The following is a 17,204-nucleotide window of genomic DNA, read 5'->3' on the forward strand; positions in this document are numbered from 1 at the left end:
GGTGGTCCTCCTCGGGCGAGCCCGGTTCGAGCACGGTGTCGGCGTCCAGCCCAGAGCGGGTCCGGACCGGGCCGCCGGGCGCGGAGCCCGGGGGTGGACCGGCCCGCTCCGTCGTGTTCGGGAGCGGCCCTACCGCCGGCGCTCGCGGGCGGCGGTCAGCCGGCCCCGGACGGCGGCATGGACCTCGGCCTCCTCGGCCGGGTCGGCGGCGAGGCGGCGCAGGCGCTCCAGCACGCGGGCGTCGCCGGTGGTGGCGACGTGCCTCGCGGCGAGCTCCCGGGTCGACTCCTCGCAGTCCCAGAGGCACTCGACGGCGGGCCCCTCCGGGAAGTGCACATCGGTGGCGGCGAGCGCCCGGGCGGCCCGGCCGCGCAGGTCCGAGGAGACGGCCTCCCCGTAGATGTGGCGCAGGACCGGGACGGCCCCGGTGGCGGCCAGCCGCCCCGCGCCGTCGACCAGCGTCCCGAGCCCGGCGTCGGCGCCGGAGACCCCGTGGAGCGAGACCCAGCGGCGCAGCCCGGCCACCACCAGCGGGCCGTCGGCGGGCTCCCCCGCGTCGGCCAGCAGCCGGACGGCGGCCTCGCCGAGGGCGCTGTCGGCGCCGCCGGTGGCCGGGTCGGCCCAGCGGCGGGCCTGGGCCAGCGCCTCCGGGCCGCGCATCCGGCCGAGCAGTTCCAGGGCGAACCGGACCATCCGGTCGTCCACCTCGGCGGCGGCCGCCTCGATCAGGCCGGCGGCGGCCGGGTCGCGCTGGTCGACGAGGTAGCGCAGGGCGGCCCGGCGGGCGCCGGGCAGGCCGCCGCGGGCCGCCTCCAGCACGGCGGGGCGGTCCTCGGGGCGCACCACGGCGGCCAGGCAGCGGGCGGCCGCGGCGGCGCGGCGGTCCACCGCGTCGGGGCGGGACGGCGAGCCGGCGTCACGGGACGCCTCGGGGCGCACCGGGCCCCCGGCGAAGGCGGCGGCGCCGAGGCCGCCGAGCTCGCCCTGGTCGGCCCAGGCGAGGACGTCGGCGGTGGACCAGCCGGGGGTGACGCCGCTGCGGTTCAGCTGGCGCTGCCACAGGTCGAAGGGGGACTGCTCGCTGGCCGCCGCGACTCTCGGGTGGTACGCCGCCCAGAGCCGCCAGGGCCTGGGCTCGTAGGCGCCCCGGATGGTCTCGCGCAGCTCGGCGTCGCCCTCCGGCCCCGGTGGGAAGTGGTCCAGCACCGCGGTACCGAGCAGCAGCAGGCCGCGGTCGTCGTCGCGCAGCGCCAGCTCGTCCAGGGCCCAGGCCCAGTTGGTGCCGGTGGCGGCGTACTCGCGGAGCATGAGGAGGGCGTCCCGGCGGCCGTACGCGGCGAGGTGGCCGAGGACGGACAGGGCGAGGCCGGTACGGGCCTCGTCCTCGTCGAGGAGGTCCTCCGGGGAGTGGAGGTGGTCCTCGATGCCGTCGAGGGAGGCCTCCAGCTCCATGTAGAGGCGGGCGTAGTAGAGGGAGCGGTTCTCGACCTGCCAGTCGGCTCGCGGATCCCTGGTGACGCACTCCTCCAACGCGGCGATGGCCTCGGTGCGGTCGGCGGCCAGCGCATGGAGCTGCCCGTCACCGCGACCTCGCTGCAGGAGGCCGAGGAGGCTGGCACTGGGTGCTATCACTGGCTCGAACATGAGGTCAGCATCCGTTGCGGCGGTCGTAGTGGCAACGGGATTTCCGTCGCCGGGGTCTCTGGTCGGTACTGCGGTGGGCGCCCGGGCGCCGGAATCACCGAAGGTTACCGCCTCGGACAGCCCGTCGCACACAGGGCGACCGACCCTTTGTGCGCACTGGCATATGCCGGGGGAACTTTGTCGGCGTTCTGTCCAAATCGCCGACGGGTGTCGGACCGCTGTGCGACAGTCGTTCCCACGCCCGTCGGCCGACCGCCGCGAACGGATGACCGGACATGCCATGCCCCTGACACCACCGCCCGGCCGCGACCCGGTCGCCGCGGCCGAGTGGGATCTGCGCACCGACGACGTGCGCTGGTCCGCCGAGGCCTACCGGCTGCTCGGCTGCGACCCGGGCCACGGCCCGCTCAGCCTCGACCGGCTGCCCGACCGGCTGAGCGAGGCGGACCGGCCGCAGCTGCGCCGGATGATGACCGACGCACTGGTGCACGGCCGGTCCGCCGTCGGCACCCTCCAGGTCCGCCGGCCCGGCGGCGGGCACGGCATGGTGGAGTGCGCCGGCGAGCCCGTCCTGGGCACCGACGGCACCGTCACCGCCCTGCGCATGCTGCTGCGCCCGGCGAACCCCTGCTAGCGCGAGCGCGCTAGGCGAGCTGCGGCCGGTACTTCGCCCCCACCGTCCTCAGCTCCCGCCCCAGCTCGTCCCGCAGCTCGTCGACCACCGCCACCCCCCGGTAGCGCGCGGTCAGCCGGTACATCTCCCGCAGCCGGTCCCACGTCCGGTGCGAGGAGTTCTGGCCGATCAGGTTCAGCACCTTCTTGACCTGGGCGTCCGCCGCGTCCGGCTCCCCGGTGAGCCAGTGCACCGAGGCCAGCGTGATCCGGTCGAACAGCGCCGAGCGCAGCTGACCCGTCCCCTCCCGCAGCGCGATCACCCGCTCGGCGTGCCGGCGGGCCTCCCCGGCGGCCGACAGGTCGTGCTCGGCGAGCGTGCGCAGCACCAGCGCCTGCATCCCGCGCAGCTCCGCCTCGTCGAAGACCTGCATCCAGGACGGCGGCGGGCCGTCCACCTCCTCCGCGAAGAGGTCCTCCGCCTCCCCCAGCAGCCGCCAGGTCGCCTGCGACTGCCCGATCGAGGCATGCGCCCACGCCTCGACCGTGTTCAGCATCGCCCGCGTCCTCGGCAGCATCCGGCCACCGCCCGCCCGGGCCGCGGCCATCAGGTCGATCGCGTCGTCGGCCCGGCCGAGGTGCACCATCTGGCGGGCCGCCCGGGAGATCGCCTCCCCCGCGCGCGGCCGGTCGCCGGCCTCCTTCGCCGACTCCGCGGCCAGCATGAAGTACTTCTGCGCGGTCGGCTCCAGCCCCACGTCGTGGGACATCCACCCCGCCAGCACCGCGAGGTTCGCCGCGACCAGCCACAACCGCCGCTCCACGGCCGCGCTGTGCCGGTGCGTCAGCAGCCCGCCCACCTCGTTGAGCTGACCGACCACCGCCTTGCGCTGCAGACCGCCGCCGCGGGCCGCGTCCCAGGCCCGGAACACCTGCACCGCGTGCTCCAGCGCCTCCACCTCGTCGGGCCCGACCGGACCCGCGTCGTACAGGTCCACCACCGGCCGGGCACCGCCCTGGGTGACCACCGGTCGCGGACCGGGCACCGAGGCCGCGTACGCGACCGCGTCCCCGCCCAGCCAGCCCTTCAGCGAGTCGGCGATGACCGCCCCGGCCGTGAGCGCGGCACCCGCGCCCACCAATCCACGTCGGTTCAGCATGAGGTCCATTCCCGTGAACTCGGTGAGGACCGCGGCCGTCCGATCCGGCTCCCAAGGCGACGTGGTGGCGGACTGCGCCGCTCCGGTCCTGGTGGGCCGGTGTCGTTCCAGACCGAGGTCCTCAGTGGTGACGACACGGCCGAGCCGCTCCGTGAACACGGCTGCCAGTACCCTCGGCACCGGATCGCGCGGGATCTCCCCCTGCTCGATCCACCGCCGCACCCGCGAGGTGTCGGTGGAGAGCTGCTGCTGCCCCATCGCGGCACCGCGCCTGTTGACCAGCCGCGCCAGCTCGCCCTTCGACCATCCGGTCAGGACGAACAGATCGGCGAGTCGGGTGTTGGGTCCCCTGCTCACGTGAAGCCCCCAGGTTCCTCGGCTGGTCCGAGGCTAGAGGTTCCGTCATGTGCCGGGCGAGCATTCGCCAGGCTTCGCCAGGGTCCGCCACATTACCAACCACCGTCATCCGGGTGTGATGTAGAGGTGCGCCACCTCGCCCCCGGGTCGGGCGGCGTCCCAGGCCGGTTCGGGGGTTCCCCCGCGCGGGTCGCGGGACGTCCCCGGTCGTCACCCGAGGGGGTGGCGCGGCCGGGTGGCGCGGGGGCGCCGGGCACGGCCACGGCAGAACCGGCCATCCGCATTCCCCAGGGTGCGGACGGCCGGTCCACCGCCGCAGCACGGGGTTCCGGCCCCGGCGTCCGTGCCCGGCGCCCGCGCACCACCCGCCGGACCGAACAGGGCCGGCCGCCGGACCAGGAACCCGGCGGCACCGGCCCGGCCCGCCCCCCGCGGGACGCATCCGAGACGGACCAGGAAGGGACTTCCCTCACCCCATGTACTCCTCAGCGACCTCCCCGACGCCGACCGCGATCCGGACCGCGCTGCGACCCCCCACCGCAGCCGCCGGCCGTCCCGGCCCGAAGCAGGTCCCGCCGCCGTCCCGGCCGGCCGCCCCCCGCGGCGCCGTCGACGGCCGGCCCGCGGACCCCCGGGGCCAGGCCGCGCGGACCGCGCTGGGGCTCCGCTCGCCCGAGACCGCCGCCCCGGCCGGGCCCCGCGGCCCCGGGATCCGGATCCCCGCCGCCCGACCCGGCGACGGCCGGTCGCTGCGCCCGCCGACCCGGCCGGGCCAGCCCGTGACGCAGGAGCGGATCGACCCCTCGGCGCTGCAGACGCCGTCGGTCCGGGCCGCGCTCGCCGGCGTCTCGCGGATATGTCCCGCGTTCACCCCGCGCCAGGTGCTGCGTGAGGGGAGCCGCCACATCCTGGTGGCGGGAACCATCGGCCGGGCGCCGGTGGTGGCCAAGTGCCTCGCCCCGCAGGCGGTCCGGAGCGCGTACTTCGACCAACTGGTGGCCGACTTCCACCACGAGGTCGCGGTCTACCGGGCCTTCGTCCGGCACCGCCCGCCGGTGCGGCTGCCCCGGCTGGTGGCGGCCGACCACGACCGCTGCGTGCTCGTCATGGAGCGCGTGCCCGGCCGGCCGGCCGCGCGGGAGCGCCACCCCGCCAACGCGCCCACCCCGGGCGAGGTGCGGGCGCTGCTCACCGCCGTCCGGACGCTCAACCTGTGGCGGCCGCCGACCGACGTGTTCCAGCCGCGGCTGGACTACCAGTTGGAGATCGCCCGCTACCACTCGGTGGGCCAGCTCACCGACCGGGACGCCGGGGACCTGCGCGGCCTGCTGCACGGCCTCGGGCACGCCCCGCTCCAGCTCTGCCACGGCGACGCGCTGCTCAGCAACATGCTGCTGGCGCCGTCCGGTCCGGTGCTGGTCGACTGGGAGCAGGCCGGCTGGTACCTGCCGGGCTACGACCTCGCGGTGCTCTGGAGCGTCCTCTCCGGGGACACCGCGGCCCGCCGGCAGATCAGCCAACTCGCCCAGAGCGGCGGCACCCTGGCCCGGGACGCGTTCCTGGTGAACCTGGTGCTGGTCCTGATGCGCGAGATCCGGCTGTACGACGTGCCGGGCGCCGGCGAGGAGCAGCGGATCATGATCCGCCGGCTCTACGACGACGCCGCGCTGGCCCGCCGCGCGGTCCGGGCCGCCGTCGGCACCCGGTGACGCCGTCCGGGCGCCGGCGCCCGGTCAGGGCCGGGCGCCGCGCTCCAGGGCGGCCCGGCCCGCGGCCTCCAGGACGGCCTCGTCGGGGGCCAGGTGGACCCGGCTGCTGAGCACGTCCCGCAGGTAGCGCTCCAGCGGGTGACGGCGGCTCAGCCCCGGGTTGCCGGTGAGCGAGACGGCCTGCTGGACGGCGGACATCGCCGCCCGGGTGGCCAGCAGATGGGCCGGTCCGGTCCGGGCGACCGCGTCCGGCTCGGCCCGGTCCACCCGGGGCGCCAGGCCGTGGACGAGTTCCTCGGCGCCGATCAGCTGGGCCTCGATCTCGCCCAGCGCGCCCCGGTAGCGGGGCAGGCTGCCGAGCGGCTCGGTGAGATTGGCCGGAGTTCGCTGGTGCAGGAACCGGACCAGCCAGTCCTGGGCCGAGCGGGCGACCCCGACGGCCACCGCGGAGAGCGCCAGATCGTGCCAGGCCCGGGCCAGTTCGGCCGCCGGGACGGCCCCGGCGGCGTCGGACGCGGCGGCCGCACCGGAGCGCGCGGACGAACCGGACGCGCTCTTTCCGCCGCCGCTCCTCGTCGGGTTCAGGCCGAGTGCGAGTTCGGCGGGAACCCGCACCTCGTCCAGCACCACGTCGTGGCTGGCGCTGGCCCGCAGACCGAGCTGGTCCCAGGTCGGGTCGACCTCCAGGCCCTCGCTCTCGCCGCGCACCAGGAAGGTTCCGGTCCGGGGTTCCGCTTCGTCGGTCCGGGCGGTCACCGCCATCCAGGCCAGCGCCTCGGCGCCGGTGCAGTACGTCTTCCGGCCGGTGAGCCGCCAGTCCGCGCCGTCCCAGCGGGCGACCGTGGCCGGCGGCTCGCCGCTGCGGCCGCCGGGCTCCATCCGCAGGGTGTTGACCAGCGCCGGACCGCGCCGGGACTCGGTGAGCAGCCGCCGGTAGCCGGCCGTCGGCCAGTTCGCGGTCCGCGCCTGCTCGGCGTGCTGGAGCAGGGTGAACGCGGTGACCACGGCCACCGAGGCGTCCCCGCGCCCGAGTTGGGACAGCACCTGGACGGTGTCGGCGAGCGAGCCGCCGGGGCCGCCGTACCGGCGGTCGACGGTCAGGGTGAGCAGTCCGGCCTCGTGCACGGCCTCGATGCCCTGGTAGGGGAAGGTCGCGTCGCGGTCGTGCTCCTCGGCCCGGGCGGCCAGCAGGTCGACGACCCGGGGCAGCCCGGCGAGGGCGGCCGCCACGGGGGACGGGACGGCGGGCGGCTGGTCGGCAGCGATGGTGCTCATGGGGCAGGTGCCTCCGGGCGGCAGCGTTGGCTCTGACTCCTCGACACGCCGGGACGGGCGCGCGGTACCGGTAGGCGACCTCGGGGAGCGGCGGAACGCCCGCCCCCGGAACCCGGGCTCGGCGGTTCACCCGCCCCCGGACCGGCGCCGGCCGCTCGGCCGCCACCCGCCGCCTCGGGGACGAATCCCCCTCAGTGGCCCGGACACGCCGCGCTGGCGGTGCGCCGCAGGTCGAGGTAGCTGCGACGGGTCAGCAGCGGGAGACGGCACGACATGTCCGCGACTTTACGAAGCCGTGATCGAGGCCGTCAAGCAGCGTCCGGGGCACGGAACGAACGGGCCGGCGGGAGCGCCGTCGAGAGCCGGACGGGAAGCGGAACCCTGCCCTCCGGGGCGGGGTTCCGACGCTCGTCAGCCCTGCTGGAACATGTCCGCGGGCAGCGGCTTGAGCAACTGGTAGAGGTCGTCCGAAATCGGTCGGTCCCAGGAGGCGATGGTGACCTGCACGCCGTCACTCCGGCCGAACTGGGCACAGAAGACCCGGCCCTCGCTGACCTTGACCTTCTTCACGATCAGCAGGTCGTCCCCGAGCATGACCGGGAAGTCCTCCGCCGAGACGAACTCGACCGGTTCCTCGTCCCCCAGCGCCGCGAGCAGCTGGCGCACCTCGAAGGGCACGCTGTCGCCGGTCTCGCGGGCCGGCGAACCCTCGGGGAGGTTGCCGATGAACATCGCCGGACCTCTGCCGCCGAACAGGTCATAGCGCAGGAAAATCCCCTGGCAGGAGCCGTCCGGGCCGGTCATCATGGCCGCGCCGAAGTCGCCCGGCCAGTCGCCCGGGTCCATGGCGAGCACGTCGAAGTCCGGGCCGGTGGGCTGACCGGAGCGACGGCGGAGAAAAGACATGGGAACATCGTACGTGCCCGGCACACCACGCTCGCGGGGTGGGTGGGGCGCCGGACGGAGATCCACGCTCAGAGACCAATGTTGACTCTGAGCAACCGTCCGGGCTACGTTCGGTTCAGCACGACAGCCGTTCTGGGTTTCACCCTTCGGGGGGACGGCATGTCGCAACGCGGCCCTACACGCGTTTCCCTCACTGTGCACACCGTCGTGCCGATCCGCCGAGCACCCAGCTTCGACGTCGCACACCGCACAGCACACAAGCCAACAGTTCCATGCACCACAGGCAAGGTTCGCGGGGCCCCGGCCCGTCGCTCCCGCGGATCTGCTCGGGACGCCGCCGCGTGGGGGCGTGCGGGTCCCGAGCACCCGGCACCGCCGTCCGAGTCGCTCTCGGATTCGGTGCCATCCTCCCGGCGACTGCCGGCCCCTCGTGGGCCGGGACCGGCCGACGCACCCCCGGTGCGCAGGGGATGACTGGGAGGAGACTCGGCAGCGCTGCCGGGTTGCACAGCAGGCGCCGTGTCTGGCCGCGTGGGGGCGGTGGGCACGGCGTCTGCCTGTGTTCATACTCTGAGCTGCGTTTGTGCAGCAGTCAACAGAAATTATGACGGGGCACGCTCAAATGTGATCGGAACGATGACCACCGGAGACCTTCGGGCACGGCGGGACCCGGTCGTGGTCCTCCGGGTGCGGCCGGACGCCCCGCGGGACGTCCGGCCGGATCCGGTCAGGTGAGGTCGAACTCGCCGTCCCGCGCGCCGAGCACGAAGGCCCGCCACTCCCCGGGCGTGAACACCAGGACCGGACCGTCCTCCTGACGGCCGTCCCGCATGCCGATGTAGCCGTCCACGAAGGCGATCTGGACATCGCCCACGCCCTGGCTGCTGCAGAGCCAGGTCGCCCCGGTGAAGTCCACCTTCGGCTTCCCGTTCGCGCCGAGCCCGGCCGCTCCCGCCGACTCCGCCTCGACCGACTCCACCCCGGTCCCGCTGTTGGCTGCCACTGCTGGTCTCTCCTCCCGACGGCCTGAAGGGCCCCAGCCTAGTCACCCGCACGGCCCCGGTCAGCGGGATCGGAAGGACTCCCCCGGGCGGGGCCGACGGCCCGTCGGCGACCCCGGCCCGGCCCCGCCGGGCGCGTGTCCCGCGCGGGCGGGGGCAGGCGAACTGCCAGAGTGTGGGAAGCCCCCACCGGGCCCCACCGGGCCCCACCGAACGCCCCGAGGAGCAGCCGATGAGCCGCCGGGACGGCACCCGCGCCGATGTCATCCCCATCTCCGACGCCCCCTCGGCCCACCCCCCGGCGCCCCGCACCCCGGCCCCGCTGCCCCGGCCCGCCCCGGGCCGGCCGCCCGCGCACGGCCGGGTCGGCGTCGTCCTGGTCTCGCACAGCCAGGAACTCGCCAACGCCGTACGCGCCCTCGCCCTCGCGCTGACCGGTGACGACTCCCCCGTCCCGGTGGCCGCGACCGGCGGGGACCTGGTGTCCGGCCCCGGGATCAGCGCCGTCCTGGTCGCCGCCGCCACCCGGCGGGTGGACCAGGGCCACGGCGTGGTCGTGCTGGCCGACCTCGGCGGCGCGGTGACCACCGTCCGGGCGCTGCTCGCCGAGGCCGACGAGCACGGCCTGCCGTTCCCGGTCCGGTTCGCCAACGCCCCGTTCGTCGAGGGCGCGGTGGCCGCGGTGGCCACGGCCACCGCCGGCGGCGACCTCGCGGCGGTGCTGGACGCCGCCGAGGAGGCGTACCGCCAGCCCAAGGGCTGACCTCCCCGTCCGCGGCCCCCTCCAGGGCCCCTGACGGGCGCTCCGTGGCCGCTCCGTGGCCGCTTCCTGCCGTTCCCGGGCATCCGGCCCACGGCGGGTGACCGCGCGGCTACGATCGGGCACGGGAGCGGCCGAGGGGCCGTCCGGCCGTGAGAGGGGAACCTCAGCCATGCGCGTGGTGGTCACCGGCGGCGCCGGGGTCGTCGGGGGCACGCGGCCGCCGCGTCCTCCTCCCCGGCCGGCGAGCGGGTACGTCCCGGGTCAGGGAAGCAGCGCGCCGTTCCACTGGAAGCCGGCCTCGGCGTGGCCGGACACCGCCCGCTGGATCCAGGCGAGTTCGGTGGCGCCCATCGGCGGCAGCGCGTCCAGCGCGTACCAGCCGACGTCGAGCGTCTCGTCCTCGTCCACCCGGACCTCGCCGCCCACCGGGCGGCAGCGGAAGACGACCTCCAGGTACTGCGTCATGTCGCCGTTGGGGTAGGTGACCTCCGGCGAGACGGTGACCGTCACCAGCCGCTCCGGGACGGCGACGACGCCGGTCTCCTCCAGGCACTCGCGGACCGCCCCGTCGGCGGGCTGCTCGCCCGGGTCGAGGATGCCGCCGGGCGGCGTCCAGTTGCCGTCGTCGGCGCGCTGCACGAGCAGCACCCGGCCGTCGTCGTCCAGGACGACCGCGACGACGGCGCTGAGCCAGAGCATGCGGGGGCCGACCACGGCGCGCAGGTCGGCGAGGAACTCGGGAATGGCCATGGCCCGCACCCTATCCGGGCACGGGCCGGAGAACCGCCGGGTCGCGCCGCGGCCGAATTGTGGGGCTGTTGACCCGGAATTGTGAAAGAAAGGAGAAGAAGTTGGCGGATGAACTGAAAACCCGCCGATCCGACCCGCCGGACCCGATCGGGTGATAGGTGTTTGCGCGGTTAACGCCCCGCCCGAATCCCGGTCCGCCGTCCCCCCGCTCCGCGGTCCGCGTTCAGGCCGCCGCCCGGCGCCGGCGGAACAGCGCGAAGCCGATCCGGCCGAGCAGCAGCACACCGGCCGCGAGGCAGCCGGCCACCGCCATCGCCCACGCCGGGCCGTCACTGTCCGGAACCACAACCGCCACCACGATCCCCAGCGCAAGGCAGGCCAGGCCCACCAGCGCGAGCGGTACCTGGTGGGTGACCAGCGGGCCACCGTGACAGTACCGCGCCATCCGGGTCGCGCCGTGCGGGTGGACGTGATCACGTTCCGCATCTGCCATGAGCCCAAGGTACCCCCGCGCCGCCACGCGAGCAGCATGCGGGAGGCGATCGGGCGGACACCCTCGGTGACACCCGTGGCGGGGCCGGCGGGTGGGGAGAGAGGTGTTCCCGACGCCGTCGCGACGTTGTCCCGGGCGTGTTCCCGGCTGGTCCCGGACTCGTCCCGGAATCGTTCCCGGTCTTCGAAGAAATCTTGCCGGTCCGGTACAACCCTCAATGGGGCGCAGTTGTCTCCCTTACATTGAGCGATCCAGGAGCCGTCCGCGGTGCGGGTTGGGAGTCCCCGCCGCGGGCCGGAAATACCCAGGGGGCGGAGCCGCCGCGCCCTGGAGTCGGAGGCCGGGCTCCGTCCTCCGGCGGTACCGCCACGCCGCATCGGCGACCGAGGGGGAACCGTGCCGCAGTCCCATTCCACGACGTCGACCTCCGGCCCCACGGCCCGGACCAGGGCCATGGTGACGGCCCTGTCGGACCTGCGGCCACCGCCGACCACCGCCGCACCGCCCAGGCCCCCCACCGTGACGACCGACGGGCAGCCGATCGTCACCACACCGGCCGTTCTCCCGCCGGCCGTTCTCCCGCCGGGCGGCCGTGCCCTGCGCTCCTCCGCCCCGCTGATCTGCCCCCGGCCCGCCCGCCGGCCGGCCGAGCCCGAGCGGGTCGACCACCCGGCCGGCCACCCGGCCGACGCGCGCGGGGAGTGGCTGCGGTTCGCCCCCGTCCAGCCGCTCTTCCGCGCCCGGGCGGCGCAGCGGCTCGCCGTGCTCGCCTACCACGGGGTCACCGACCCGCGTTCGTTCGGCGCCCAGCTGGACCGGCTGCGAAGACTCGCGACGCCCGTCTCGCTGGCCGCCGTGCAGCAGGCCGTCACCGACCGGCGTCCGCTGCCCGCCCGCAGCGTGCTGGTGACCTTCGACGACGCCGACCGCAGTGTCCTCGCCCATGCGCTGCCCGCGCTGATCGAACGCGGCATCCCGGCCGCCGCCTTCGTCATCTCCGAGCTGATCGGCACCGAGAAGCCGTTCTGGTGGCACGAGGCGGACTTCCTCGCCCGGCACGGCGGCCGCGCCCGCTCGCTCGACTGCGGCCACCCCTCGCAGTTGCTCCGCCGGCTCAAGGCGATGCCCGACCCGGACCGCCGGCGCAGCCTCCAGGAGCTGCGGGTCAGCGCCGACCGGCGCCCGCCCGGCCAGGACCAGCTCACCCCCGCCGACCTGGTCGCACTGCGCGAGGGCGGGGTCGCCATCGGCAACCACACCCAGGGGCACCCGTGCCTGGGCCGCTGCGACGACGCCACCGTCCGCGCGGAGATCACCGGCGCCCACGAGGCCCTCACCCGCTGGCTCGGCGAACCCCCGGTCGCCTTCGCCTACCCGGACGGCGGCCACGACGTCCGGGCCGAAACCGTCCTGCAGGAGCTGGGCTACCGGCTCGGCTTCCTCTCCGACCACCGCCTCGGCCCCCGGCTCCCCTCCCACCCCCTCCAGATCAGCCGCCTCCAGGTGGACTCCACCACCAGCACCCGGCGCTTCGACACCATCCTCTCCGGCCTCGAACCCGCCTACCGCCGCTGGCGCGGCCACGCCGCCTGACCCACCCCGCGCAGGAAGTCGCCCCACCGACTTCCTGCGCCCGGCCCGGCCGACCTCCCGGCAGAACCCTGCCCCGGGGCGGATGCCGACGCCCGCCGCCTCGACCACCCGGCCGCCTCCCGCACCGGGCCCTGGCGACTTCCCACCACAGAGACAGCTGGCAGAACCCTGCCCCGGGGCCGGAGACCGACGCCCGCCGCCGCGCAGGAAGCTACTCCACCGACCTCCCGCGCCAGGAACACGACCACGGCGAACGGTGAGCCGCGGCGCCGCCGGTCCCCGCCGGTCCACCCGGGCGGGGGCGGCAGCCGCCGGGTCTCTCCCCTCCTCCGCCCCACCCGCGGGAGGGTTGTGCGGCCGGGGTCAGGAGGCGGGGGCGGTGAGGCGCCGGCGGCCGGAGGCGACTGTGCGGCCGAGGTCAGGAGGCGGGGGCGGTGAGGGAGAGGGTCTGGGGGTAGGCGAGGGCGACCGGGGGGAGGGTGGTGGGGGTGCCGGCGTGGAGGACGGTGAGGGTGCCGGAGCCCTCGCGGGTGGGGTCGAGGACGCGGCGCAGGGCCTGGGCGGCGACCGGTTCGGCGGAGCCGTGGAGGGTCAGCGACGGCAGGGCGGTCGGGGCGACGGCGGCGCGGATGCGGTCGGCGACCAGTTCGTAGTGGGTGCAGCCGAGCACGACGGCCGCGGTGCCGGCCGGGGTGCGGGCGGCCGCGTCGGCGATGGCCGCGTCGATGGCCGCGTGGTCGCCGTGATCGACGGCGTCGGCGAGCCCGGGGCAGGCGACCTCGGTGACGGCGGCCGCCCCGGCGAACTCGCGGATCAGCCCGCGCTGGTAGGCGCTGCCGGTGGTGGCGGGGGTGGCCCAGATGGCGACCGGGCCGCCGAGCGCGGCGGCCGGCTTGATCGCCGGGACGGTGCCGATGACCGGCACCACGGGCTCCAGTTCGGCGCGCAGGGCCGCGAGCGCGTGGACGGAGGCGGTGTTGCAGGCGACGATCAGCGCGTCGGGCCGGTACTCGGCGGCGGCCCGGGCGCAGCCGAGGGCGAGTTCGGTGATCTCCTCGGGCGTGTGCGGGCCCCAGGGCATCGAGGCGGGGTCGGAGGAGAGCACCAGATCGACGTCCGGACGCAGCGTCCGGAGCGCGGCGGCGGCGGCCAGCAGGCCGATTCCCGAGTCCATCAGTGCGATCTTCACGGGTCAAGACTTTAGTCGATGGCCCCCGCCGGGCCCCTGGTGCGGCAGACTGCCCGGGTGACCGTCCTGCTGTGGATCGCCGCGCTCTCCCTGCTGGTCTGGCTCTGGCTGGCGGGCTGCCACGGGCTGTTCTGGCGCACCGACGTCCGGCTGCCGCCGCGCCGCGCGCCGGAGCGCTGGCCGCGGGTGGCGGTGGTGGTGCCGGCCCGGGACGAGGCCGGGGTGCTGCCGGTGTCGCTGCCCAGCCTGCTGGCGCAGAAGTACCCGGGGCGGGCCCGGGTGGTGCTGGTGGACGACCACAGCGCGGACGGCACGGGCGCGCTGGCGCGCTCGCTGGCCGCCCCGGGCGGCCTGGAGCTGACGGTGACCACCCCTCCCCCGCTGCCGCCGGGGTGGACGGGCAAGCTGTGGGCGCTGCGGCACGGGGTGGAGCTGGCCGGGCCGGACGCCGAGTACCTGCTGCTGACCGACGCGGACATCGCGCACGGCCCGGACTCGCTGGCCGAGCTGGTGGCCGCGGCGGAGAGCGACCGGCTGGACCTGGTGTCGCAGATGGCCCGGCTGCGGGTGGAGACGGGCTGGGAGCGGCTGATCGTGCCGGCCTTCGTCTACTTCTTCGCCCAGCTGTACCCGTTCCGGTGGAGCAACCGGCCCGGTGCGCGGACGGCCGCGGCGGCGGGCGGCTGCTCGCTGGTGCGGCGGGAGGCGCTGGAGCGGGCGGGCGGGGTGGCGGCGATCCGGGGCGCGGTGATCGACGACGTGTCGCTGGCCCGGGCGGTGAAGGCGGCCGGGGGCCGGACCTGGCTGGGGCTGGCGGAGCAGGTGGACAGCGTGCGCCCGTACCCGCGCCTGGAGCAGCTGTGGCGGATGGTGTCGCGCAGTGCGTACGCCCAGCTGCGGCACTCGCCGGTGCTGCTGCTGGGGACGGTGCTGGGGCTGGCGCTGGTGTACCTGGTGCCGCCGGTGGCGACGGTGGCGGGGCTCGCGGCGGGCGCCTGGCCGGTGGCGGCGGCGGGCGGGGCGGCCTGGGCGCTGATGGCGGGGACCTTCGTGCCGATGCTGCGCTACTACGGGCGGCCGGCGGCGGCCGCGCCGCTGCTGCCGTTCACCGCCTCGCTCTACCTGCTGATGACGGTCGACTCGGCGGTGCGGCACTGGCGGGGCCGGGGCGCCGCCTGGAAGGGCCGGACGTACTGAGCCCGGGTGGGCCACACTGGTCGGATGGACCGTCAGACGATCTCCCGGCTCGCGCACGCCCGCCATCCGGTCGCCGCGCCGCTCTCCGACGGGTCGGTGGGCGCGCTGCTGGACCGGGCGCTGGCGCCGGACGAGGAGGGGCGGGCGCTGGACCTGGGGTGCGGGCGGGCGGCCTGGCTGCTGCGGGCGCTGAGCGCCCGGCCGCGCTGGCGGGCGGTCGGGGTGGAGGTGGACGCGGCGGCGCTGGACCTGGCCCGGGAGTCGGCCGAGGCGCTGGGGGTGCAGCGGCGGGTCGCGCTGCACCACCAGGACGCCCGGGAGTTCGCCGGCCCCGGGCGCTTCGAGCTGGTCCTGAACGTCGGCGCGACGCACGTCTTCGGCGGCCTGCTGCCGGCGCTGGCCGCGGCCCGGGAGTTCCTGGCGCCGGGCGGCCGGGTGCTGGTGGGCGAGGGATTCTGGGAGCGCGACCCCTCGTCGGCGGCGCTGGCCTCGCTCGGCGCCACGCGTGAGGAGTACGCGGACCTGGCCACCACCGTGGACCGGGTGACGGCGGACGGCTGGACGCCGGTGGCGGGCCATGTGAGCGGCCAGGAGGAGTGGGACGACTACGAGTTCTCCTGGACCGGCTCGCTCGCCGAGTGGGCGCTGGACCACCCGGAGCATCCGGACGCCGCGGACGCCCGGGCGGCGGCCGACCTGCACCGCGTCGAGTGGCTGCACGGCTACCGGGGGACGCTCGGCTTCGTCACGCTGCTGCTGCGCCAGGGCTGAACGCCCGCGGCACGACGGCTACTTCTGGGTGCGGGCGAGGAAGTCGTCGATCAGCGGGGCGATTTCGGGCAGCTTCTCCTCCAGGGCGAAGTGCCCGGTGTCGAACACGTGCAGTTCGGCGTCGGGGACGTCGCGCAGGTAGGCGCGGGCGCCGGCTTCGGTGAAGAACGGGTCGTTGCGGCCCCAGACGATCAGCGTGGGCGGGCGGTGGGAGCGCAGCCAGTGCTGCCAGCGGGGGTAGAGCTCGACGTTGCCGTGGTAGTCGAGGGCGAGTTCGACCTGGATGTCCTTGCGGCCGGGCAGGTCGAGGTGGCGTTGGTCGAGGGTCCAGCCGTCGGGGGCGACCAGGGTGGGGTCGCCGGTGCCGCCCTCGTACTGGGAGCGGGTGGTCTCCGGGGTCAGGATGGCGCGGGCGCGTTCGGCGGCGCCCTCGACGCCGGGGCGGTTGGCGATGAACGCGCGGGCCTGGTCGGAGAGGCCCTCCTCGTAGGCGTTGCCGTTCTGGACGACCAGGCCGGTGATCCACTCGGGGTGGCGGGTGGCGAGCCGCAGGCCGACGGGGGCGCCGAAGTCGAAGACGTAGAGGGCGAACCGGTCGAGGCCGAGGGCCCGGCAGAAGCCCTCGACGACGTCGGCCAGGGTGTCGAAGCGGTAGCGGAAGGCGCCGGGGGCGGGGCTGTCGCTGTGGCCGAAGCCCGGGTAGTCGGGGGCGATCAGCCGGTAGCGGGTGCCGAGCGCGTCGAACAGCCGGCGGAACTGGTGGGAGGCGGAGGGGAAGCCGTGCAGCAGCAGGAGCACGGGCGCGTCGGCCGGGCCGGTCTCCCGGTAGAAGACGCGCAGGCCGTCGACGTCGACGTGACGGTGGTGGACGTACGGGATCGTCAGCTCGCTCATACTAACCATTAAACACATGAGTATCGGTTAGAGGAAGAGCCGAGCCGTCGGCGATCGGACCCGAAGAGGGGCGGGTCGGCCTTCGGTGCGGCCGGCCCGCCCCGGGGCGGTCAGGGGGAAGGGTGACGAGGGGTCAGTACAGCGCGTGGGCGTGCGGGTGGCGCTGCTGGTCCTGGGCGACGAGCCGGTCCAGCTCGGCCGGCATCGCCTCGACGCCGCCGGCGTTGGTCGGCGAGGTGCGGGCGTCGCCGTGCACGACCACCGTCGGCAGTTCCTTGATGCCGTAGCGGATGAACAGCGCGGCCGCCTCGTCGACCGACTTGGCCACCTCCTGCGAGCGGTGGACCTCGCGGAAGCGCTGCGCGTCGACGCCCTGGCTCTGCGCCCAGGCGGCGGCGGTGTCCTCGGTGGTGAGGTCCCGCCCGTTGGTGTGCACGGCCCGGAAGGCCTCGGCCTGCAGGCGCTCGACCAGGCCGAGCCGCTCCAGCGTGTAGTACAGCCGGGCGTGGGCGCGCTGCACGGACTCCTCGCGGCTGCCCGGCCAGATGGCGGGGACGCGGCGCAGGTCGACGTCGGCGCGGTGCCGCTCGGTCCAGGCCTGGAGCGGCTGCTCGAGTGCCTGGGAGTGCCCGCAGTCGTACCAGAAGAACTCGAGCGCCTCGGTGCGGGCGCTCTCGCGCACCGGCTGGATGGTGTCGAGGCGGGAGAACGGGCTGCCCCCGCGGGGCGGCTGGTGGCTGGCGGCGGCGGCCTGGAGCGGGGATGCGGCGATCCCGGCGGCGACGGCCAGCAGCAGGGTGGTTCGAAGGAGGGGCTTCACACCCGGAGTGTGACGGGTGACGGGGCGTCGACGGCCAGTCGTCCCGGTGCGTCGGGCCGGGATTCGCCTG

15 protein-coding genes and 1 pseudogene are annotated in these 17,204 nt (G+C 75.7%); 6 read left to right on the forward strand and 10 right to left on the reverse strand.

Annotated elements, in window-relative coordinates:
• Window positions 1–129 precede the first annotated feature (129 nt).
• A complete protein-coding gene (locus ABTX81_RS37045; protein WP_350554867.1) occupies window positions 130–1,644 on the reverse strand; it encodes a HEAT repeat domain-containing protein in 1,515 nt (504 codons plus the stop codon).
• A 280-nt stretch (window positions 1,645–1,924) separates the two neighbouring features.
• Here ABTX81_RS37045 and ABTX81_RS37050 point away from each other — a divergent pair, with 280 nt between their 5' ends.
• Window positions 1,925–2,278, forward strand: a complete 354-nt coding sequence (locus ABTX81_RS37050) for a hypothetical protein (protein ID WP_350554869.1) — start codon at window positions 1,925–1,927, stop codon at window positions 2,276–2,278.
• 10 nt (window positions 2,279–2,288) lie between these two features.
• On the opposite strand, the gene ABTX81_RS37055 is transcribed toward ABTX81_RS37050, so the two are convergent.
• A complete protein-coding gene (locus tag ABTX81_RS37055) occupies window positions 2,289–3,773 on the reverse strand; it encodes a DNA-binding protein NsdB (RefSeq protein WP_350554871.1) in 1,485 nt (494 codons plus the stop codon).
• Window positions 3,774–4,454: 681 nt separating this feature from the next.
• On the opposite strand from ABTX81_RS37055, the pseudogene ABTX81_RS37060 reads away from it, so the two are divergent.
• Window positions 4,455–5,482 (forward strand): annotated as a pseudogene (locus ABTX81_RS37060) (aminoglycoside phosphotransferase family protein); the annotation flags it as partial.
• A 24-nt stretch (window positions 5,483–5,506) separates the two neighbouring features.
• Here the strand turns inward: ABTX81_RS37060 and ABTX81_RS37065 are convergent.
• From ABTX81_RS37065 to ABTX81_RS37075, 3 genes are all read right to left on the reverse strand, one after another.
• Window positions 5,507–6,757: an acyl-CoA dehydrogenase family protein gene (locus ABTX81_RS37065; RefSeq protein WP_350554875.1), complete on the reverse strand. Its 1,251-nt coding sequence runs from the start codon at window positions 6,755–6,757 to the stop codon at window positions 5,507–5,509.
• Between the two features lie 411 nt (window positions 6,758–7,168).
• Window positions 7,169–7,663, reverse strand: coding sequence for a hypothetical protein (locus ABTX81_RS37070; protein ID WP_350554877.1), 495 nt, complete (start codon window positions 7,661–7,663; stop codon window positions 7,169–7,171).
• A 727-nt stretch (window positions 7,664–8,390) separates the two neighbouring features.
• Window positions 8,391–8,642, reverse strand: a complete 252-nt coding sequence (locus ABTX81_RS37075) for a DUF397 domain-containing protein (protein WP_350554936.1) — start codon at window positions 8,640–8,642, stop codon at window positions 8,391–8,393.
• Between the two features lie 254 nt (window positions 8,643–8,896).
• On the opposite strand from ABTX81_RS37075, the gene ABTX81_RS37080 reads away from it, so the two are divergent.
• A complete protein-coding gene (locus ABTX81_RS37080) occupies window positions 8,897–9,427 on the forward strand; it encodes a PTS-dependent dihydroxyacetone kinase phosphotransferase subunit DhaM (protein WP_502892940.1) in 531 nt (176 codons plus the stop codon).
• A 261-nt stretch (window positions 9,428–9,688) separates the two neighbouring features.
• On the opposite strand, the gene ABTX81_RS37085 is transcribed toward ABTX81_RS37080, so the two are convergent.
• Window positions 9,689–10,177 carry an NUDIX hydrolase gene (locus ABTX81_RS37085; RefSeq protein WP_350554879.1) on the reverse strand — a complete coding sequence of 163 codons (489 nt, stop codon included), beginning with the start codon at window positions 10,175–10,177 and terminating at the stop codon, window positions 9,689–9,691.
• 223 nt (window positions 10,178–10,400) lie between these two features.
• The gene (locus tag ABTX81_RS37090) at window positions 10,401–10,670 is read right to left on the reverse strand and encodes a hypothetical protein (protein ID WP_350554881.1); all 270 of its coding nucleotides are present in this window, start codon (window positions 10,668–10,670) and stop codon (window positions 10,401–10,403) included.
• Between the two features lie 519 nt (window positions 10,671–11,189).
• On the opposite strand from ABTX81_RS37090, the gene ABTX81_RS37095 reads away from it, so the two are divergent.
• The gene (locus ABTX81_RS37095; protein ID WP_350554883.1) at window positions 11,190–12,263 is read left to right on the forward strand and encodes a polysaccharide deacetylase family protein; all 1,074 of its coding nucleotides are present in this window, start codon (window positions 11,190–11,192) and stop codon (window positions 12,261–12,263) included.
• A 418-nt stretch (window positions 12,264–12,681) separates the two neighbouring features.
• On the opposite strand, the gene ABTX81_RS37100 is transcribed toward ABTX81_RS37095, so the two are convergent.
• Window positions 12,682–13,452, reverse strand: coding sequence for a glutamate racemase (locus ABTX81_RS37100; RefSeq protein ID WP_350554885.1), 771 nt, complete (start codon window positions 13,450–13,452; stop codon window positions 12,682–12,684).
• Window positions 13,453–13,518: 66 nt separating this feature from the next.
• Between ABTX81_RS37100 and ABTX81_RS37105 the strand changes: the two genes are divergently transcribed.
• The gene (locus tag ABTX81_RS37105) at window positions 13,519–14,649 is read left to right on the forward strand and encodes a glycosyltransferase (protein ID WP_350554941.1); all 1,131 of its coding nucleotides are present in this window, start codon (window positions 13,519–13,521) and stop codon (window positions 14,647–14,649) included.
• A gap of 24 nt (window positions 14,650–14,673) precedes the next feature.
• The gene (locus ABTX81_RS37110; RefSeq protein ID WP_350554887.1) at window positions 14,674–15,420 is read left to right on the forward strand and encodes an SAM-dependent methyltransferase; all 747 of its coding nucleotides are present in this window, start codon (window positions 14,674–14,676) and stop codon (window positions 15,418–15,420) included.
• Window positions 15,421–15,438: 18 nt separating this feature from the next.
• On the opposite strand, the gene ABTX81_RS37115 is transcribed toward ABTX81_RS37110, so the two are convergent.
• Window positions 15,439–16,314 carry an alpha/beta fold hydrolase gene (locus ABTX81_RS37115; RefSeq protein ID WP_350554889.1) on the reverse strand — a complete coding sequence of 292 codons (876 nt, stop codon included), beginning with the start codon at window positions 16,312–16,314 and terminating at the stop codon, window positions 15,439–15,441.
• A 133-nt stretch (window positions 16,315–16,447) separates the two neighbouring features.
• Window positions 16,448–17,134, reverse strand: coding sequence for a thiol:disulfide interchange protein DsbA/DsbL (locus ABTX81_RS37120; RefSeq protein ID WP_350554891.1), 687 nt, complete (start codon window positions 17,132–17,134; stop codon window positions 16,448–16,450).
• Between the last annotated feature and the right edge of the window lie 70 nt (window positions 17,135–17,204).

This window comes from Kitasatospora sp. NPDC097605 (assembly GCF_040302725.1).
Taxonomy (GTDB): Bacteria; Actinomycetota; Actinomycetes; order Streptomycetales; family Streptomycetaceae; genus Kitasatospora.

Bases quoted from the DNA above. Each gene is read 5' to 3' on its own strand.
- ABTX81_RS37115 (WP_350554889.1), bottom strand. From the start codon at position 16,314: ATGAGCGAGCTGACGATCCCGTACGTCCACCACCGTCACGTCGACGTC.
- ABTX81_RS37080 (WP_502892940.1), top strand. From the start codon at position 8,897: ATGAGCCGCCGGGACGGCACCCGCGCCGATGTCATCCCCATCTCCGAC.
- ABTX81_RS37070 (WP_350554877.1), bottom strand. From the start codon at position 7,663: ATGTCTTTTCTCCGCCGTCGCTCCGGTCAGCCCACCGGCCCGGACTTC.
- ABTX81_RS37065 (WP_350554875.1), bottom strand. From the start codon at position 6,757: ATGAGCACCATCGCTGCCGACCAGCCGCCCGCCGTCCCGTCCCCCGTG.
- ABTX81_RS37090 (WP_350554881.1), bottom strand. From the start codon at position 10,670: ATGGCAGATGCGGAACGTGATCACGTCCACCCGCACGGCGCGACCCGG.
- ABTX81_RS37110 (WP_350554887.1), top strand. From the start codon at position 14,674: ATGGACCGTCAGACGATCTCCCGGCTCGCGCACGCCCGCCATCCGGTC.
- ABTX81_RS37045 (WP_350554867.1), bottom strand. From the start codon at position 1,644: ATGTTCGAGCCAGTGATAGCACCCAGTGCCAGCCTCCTCGGCCTCCTG.
- ABTX81_RS37050 (WP_350554869.1), top strand. From the start codon at position 1,925: ATGCCCCTGACACCACCGCCCGGCCGCGACCCGGTCGCCGCGGCCGAG.
- ABTX81_RS37085 (WP_350554879.1), bottom strand. From the start codon at position 10,177: ATGGCCATTCCCGAGTTCCTCGCCGACCTGCGCGCCGTGGTCGGCCCC.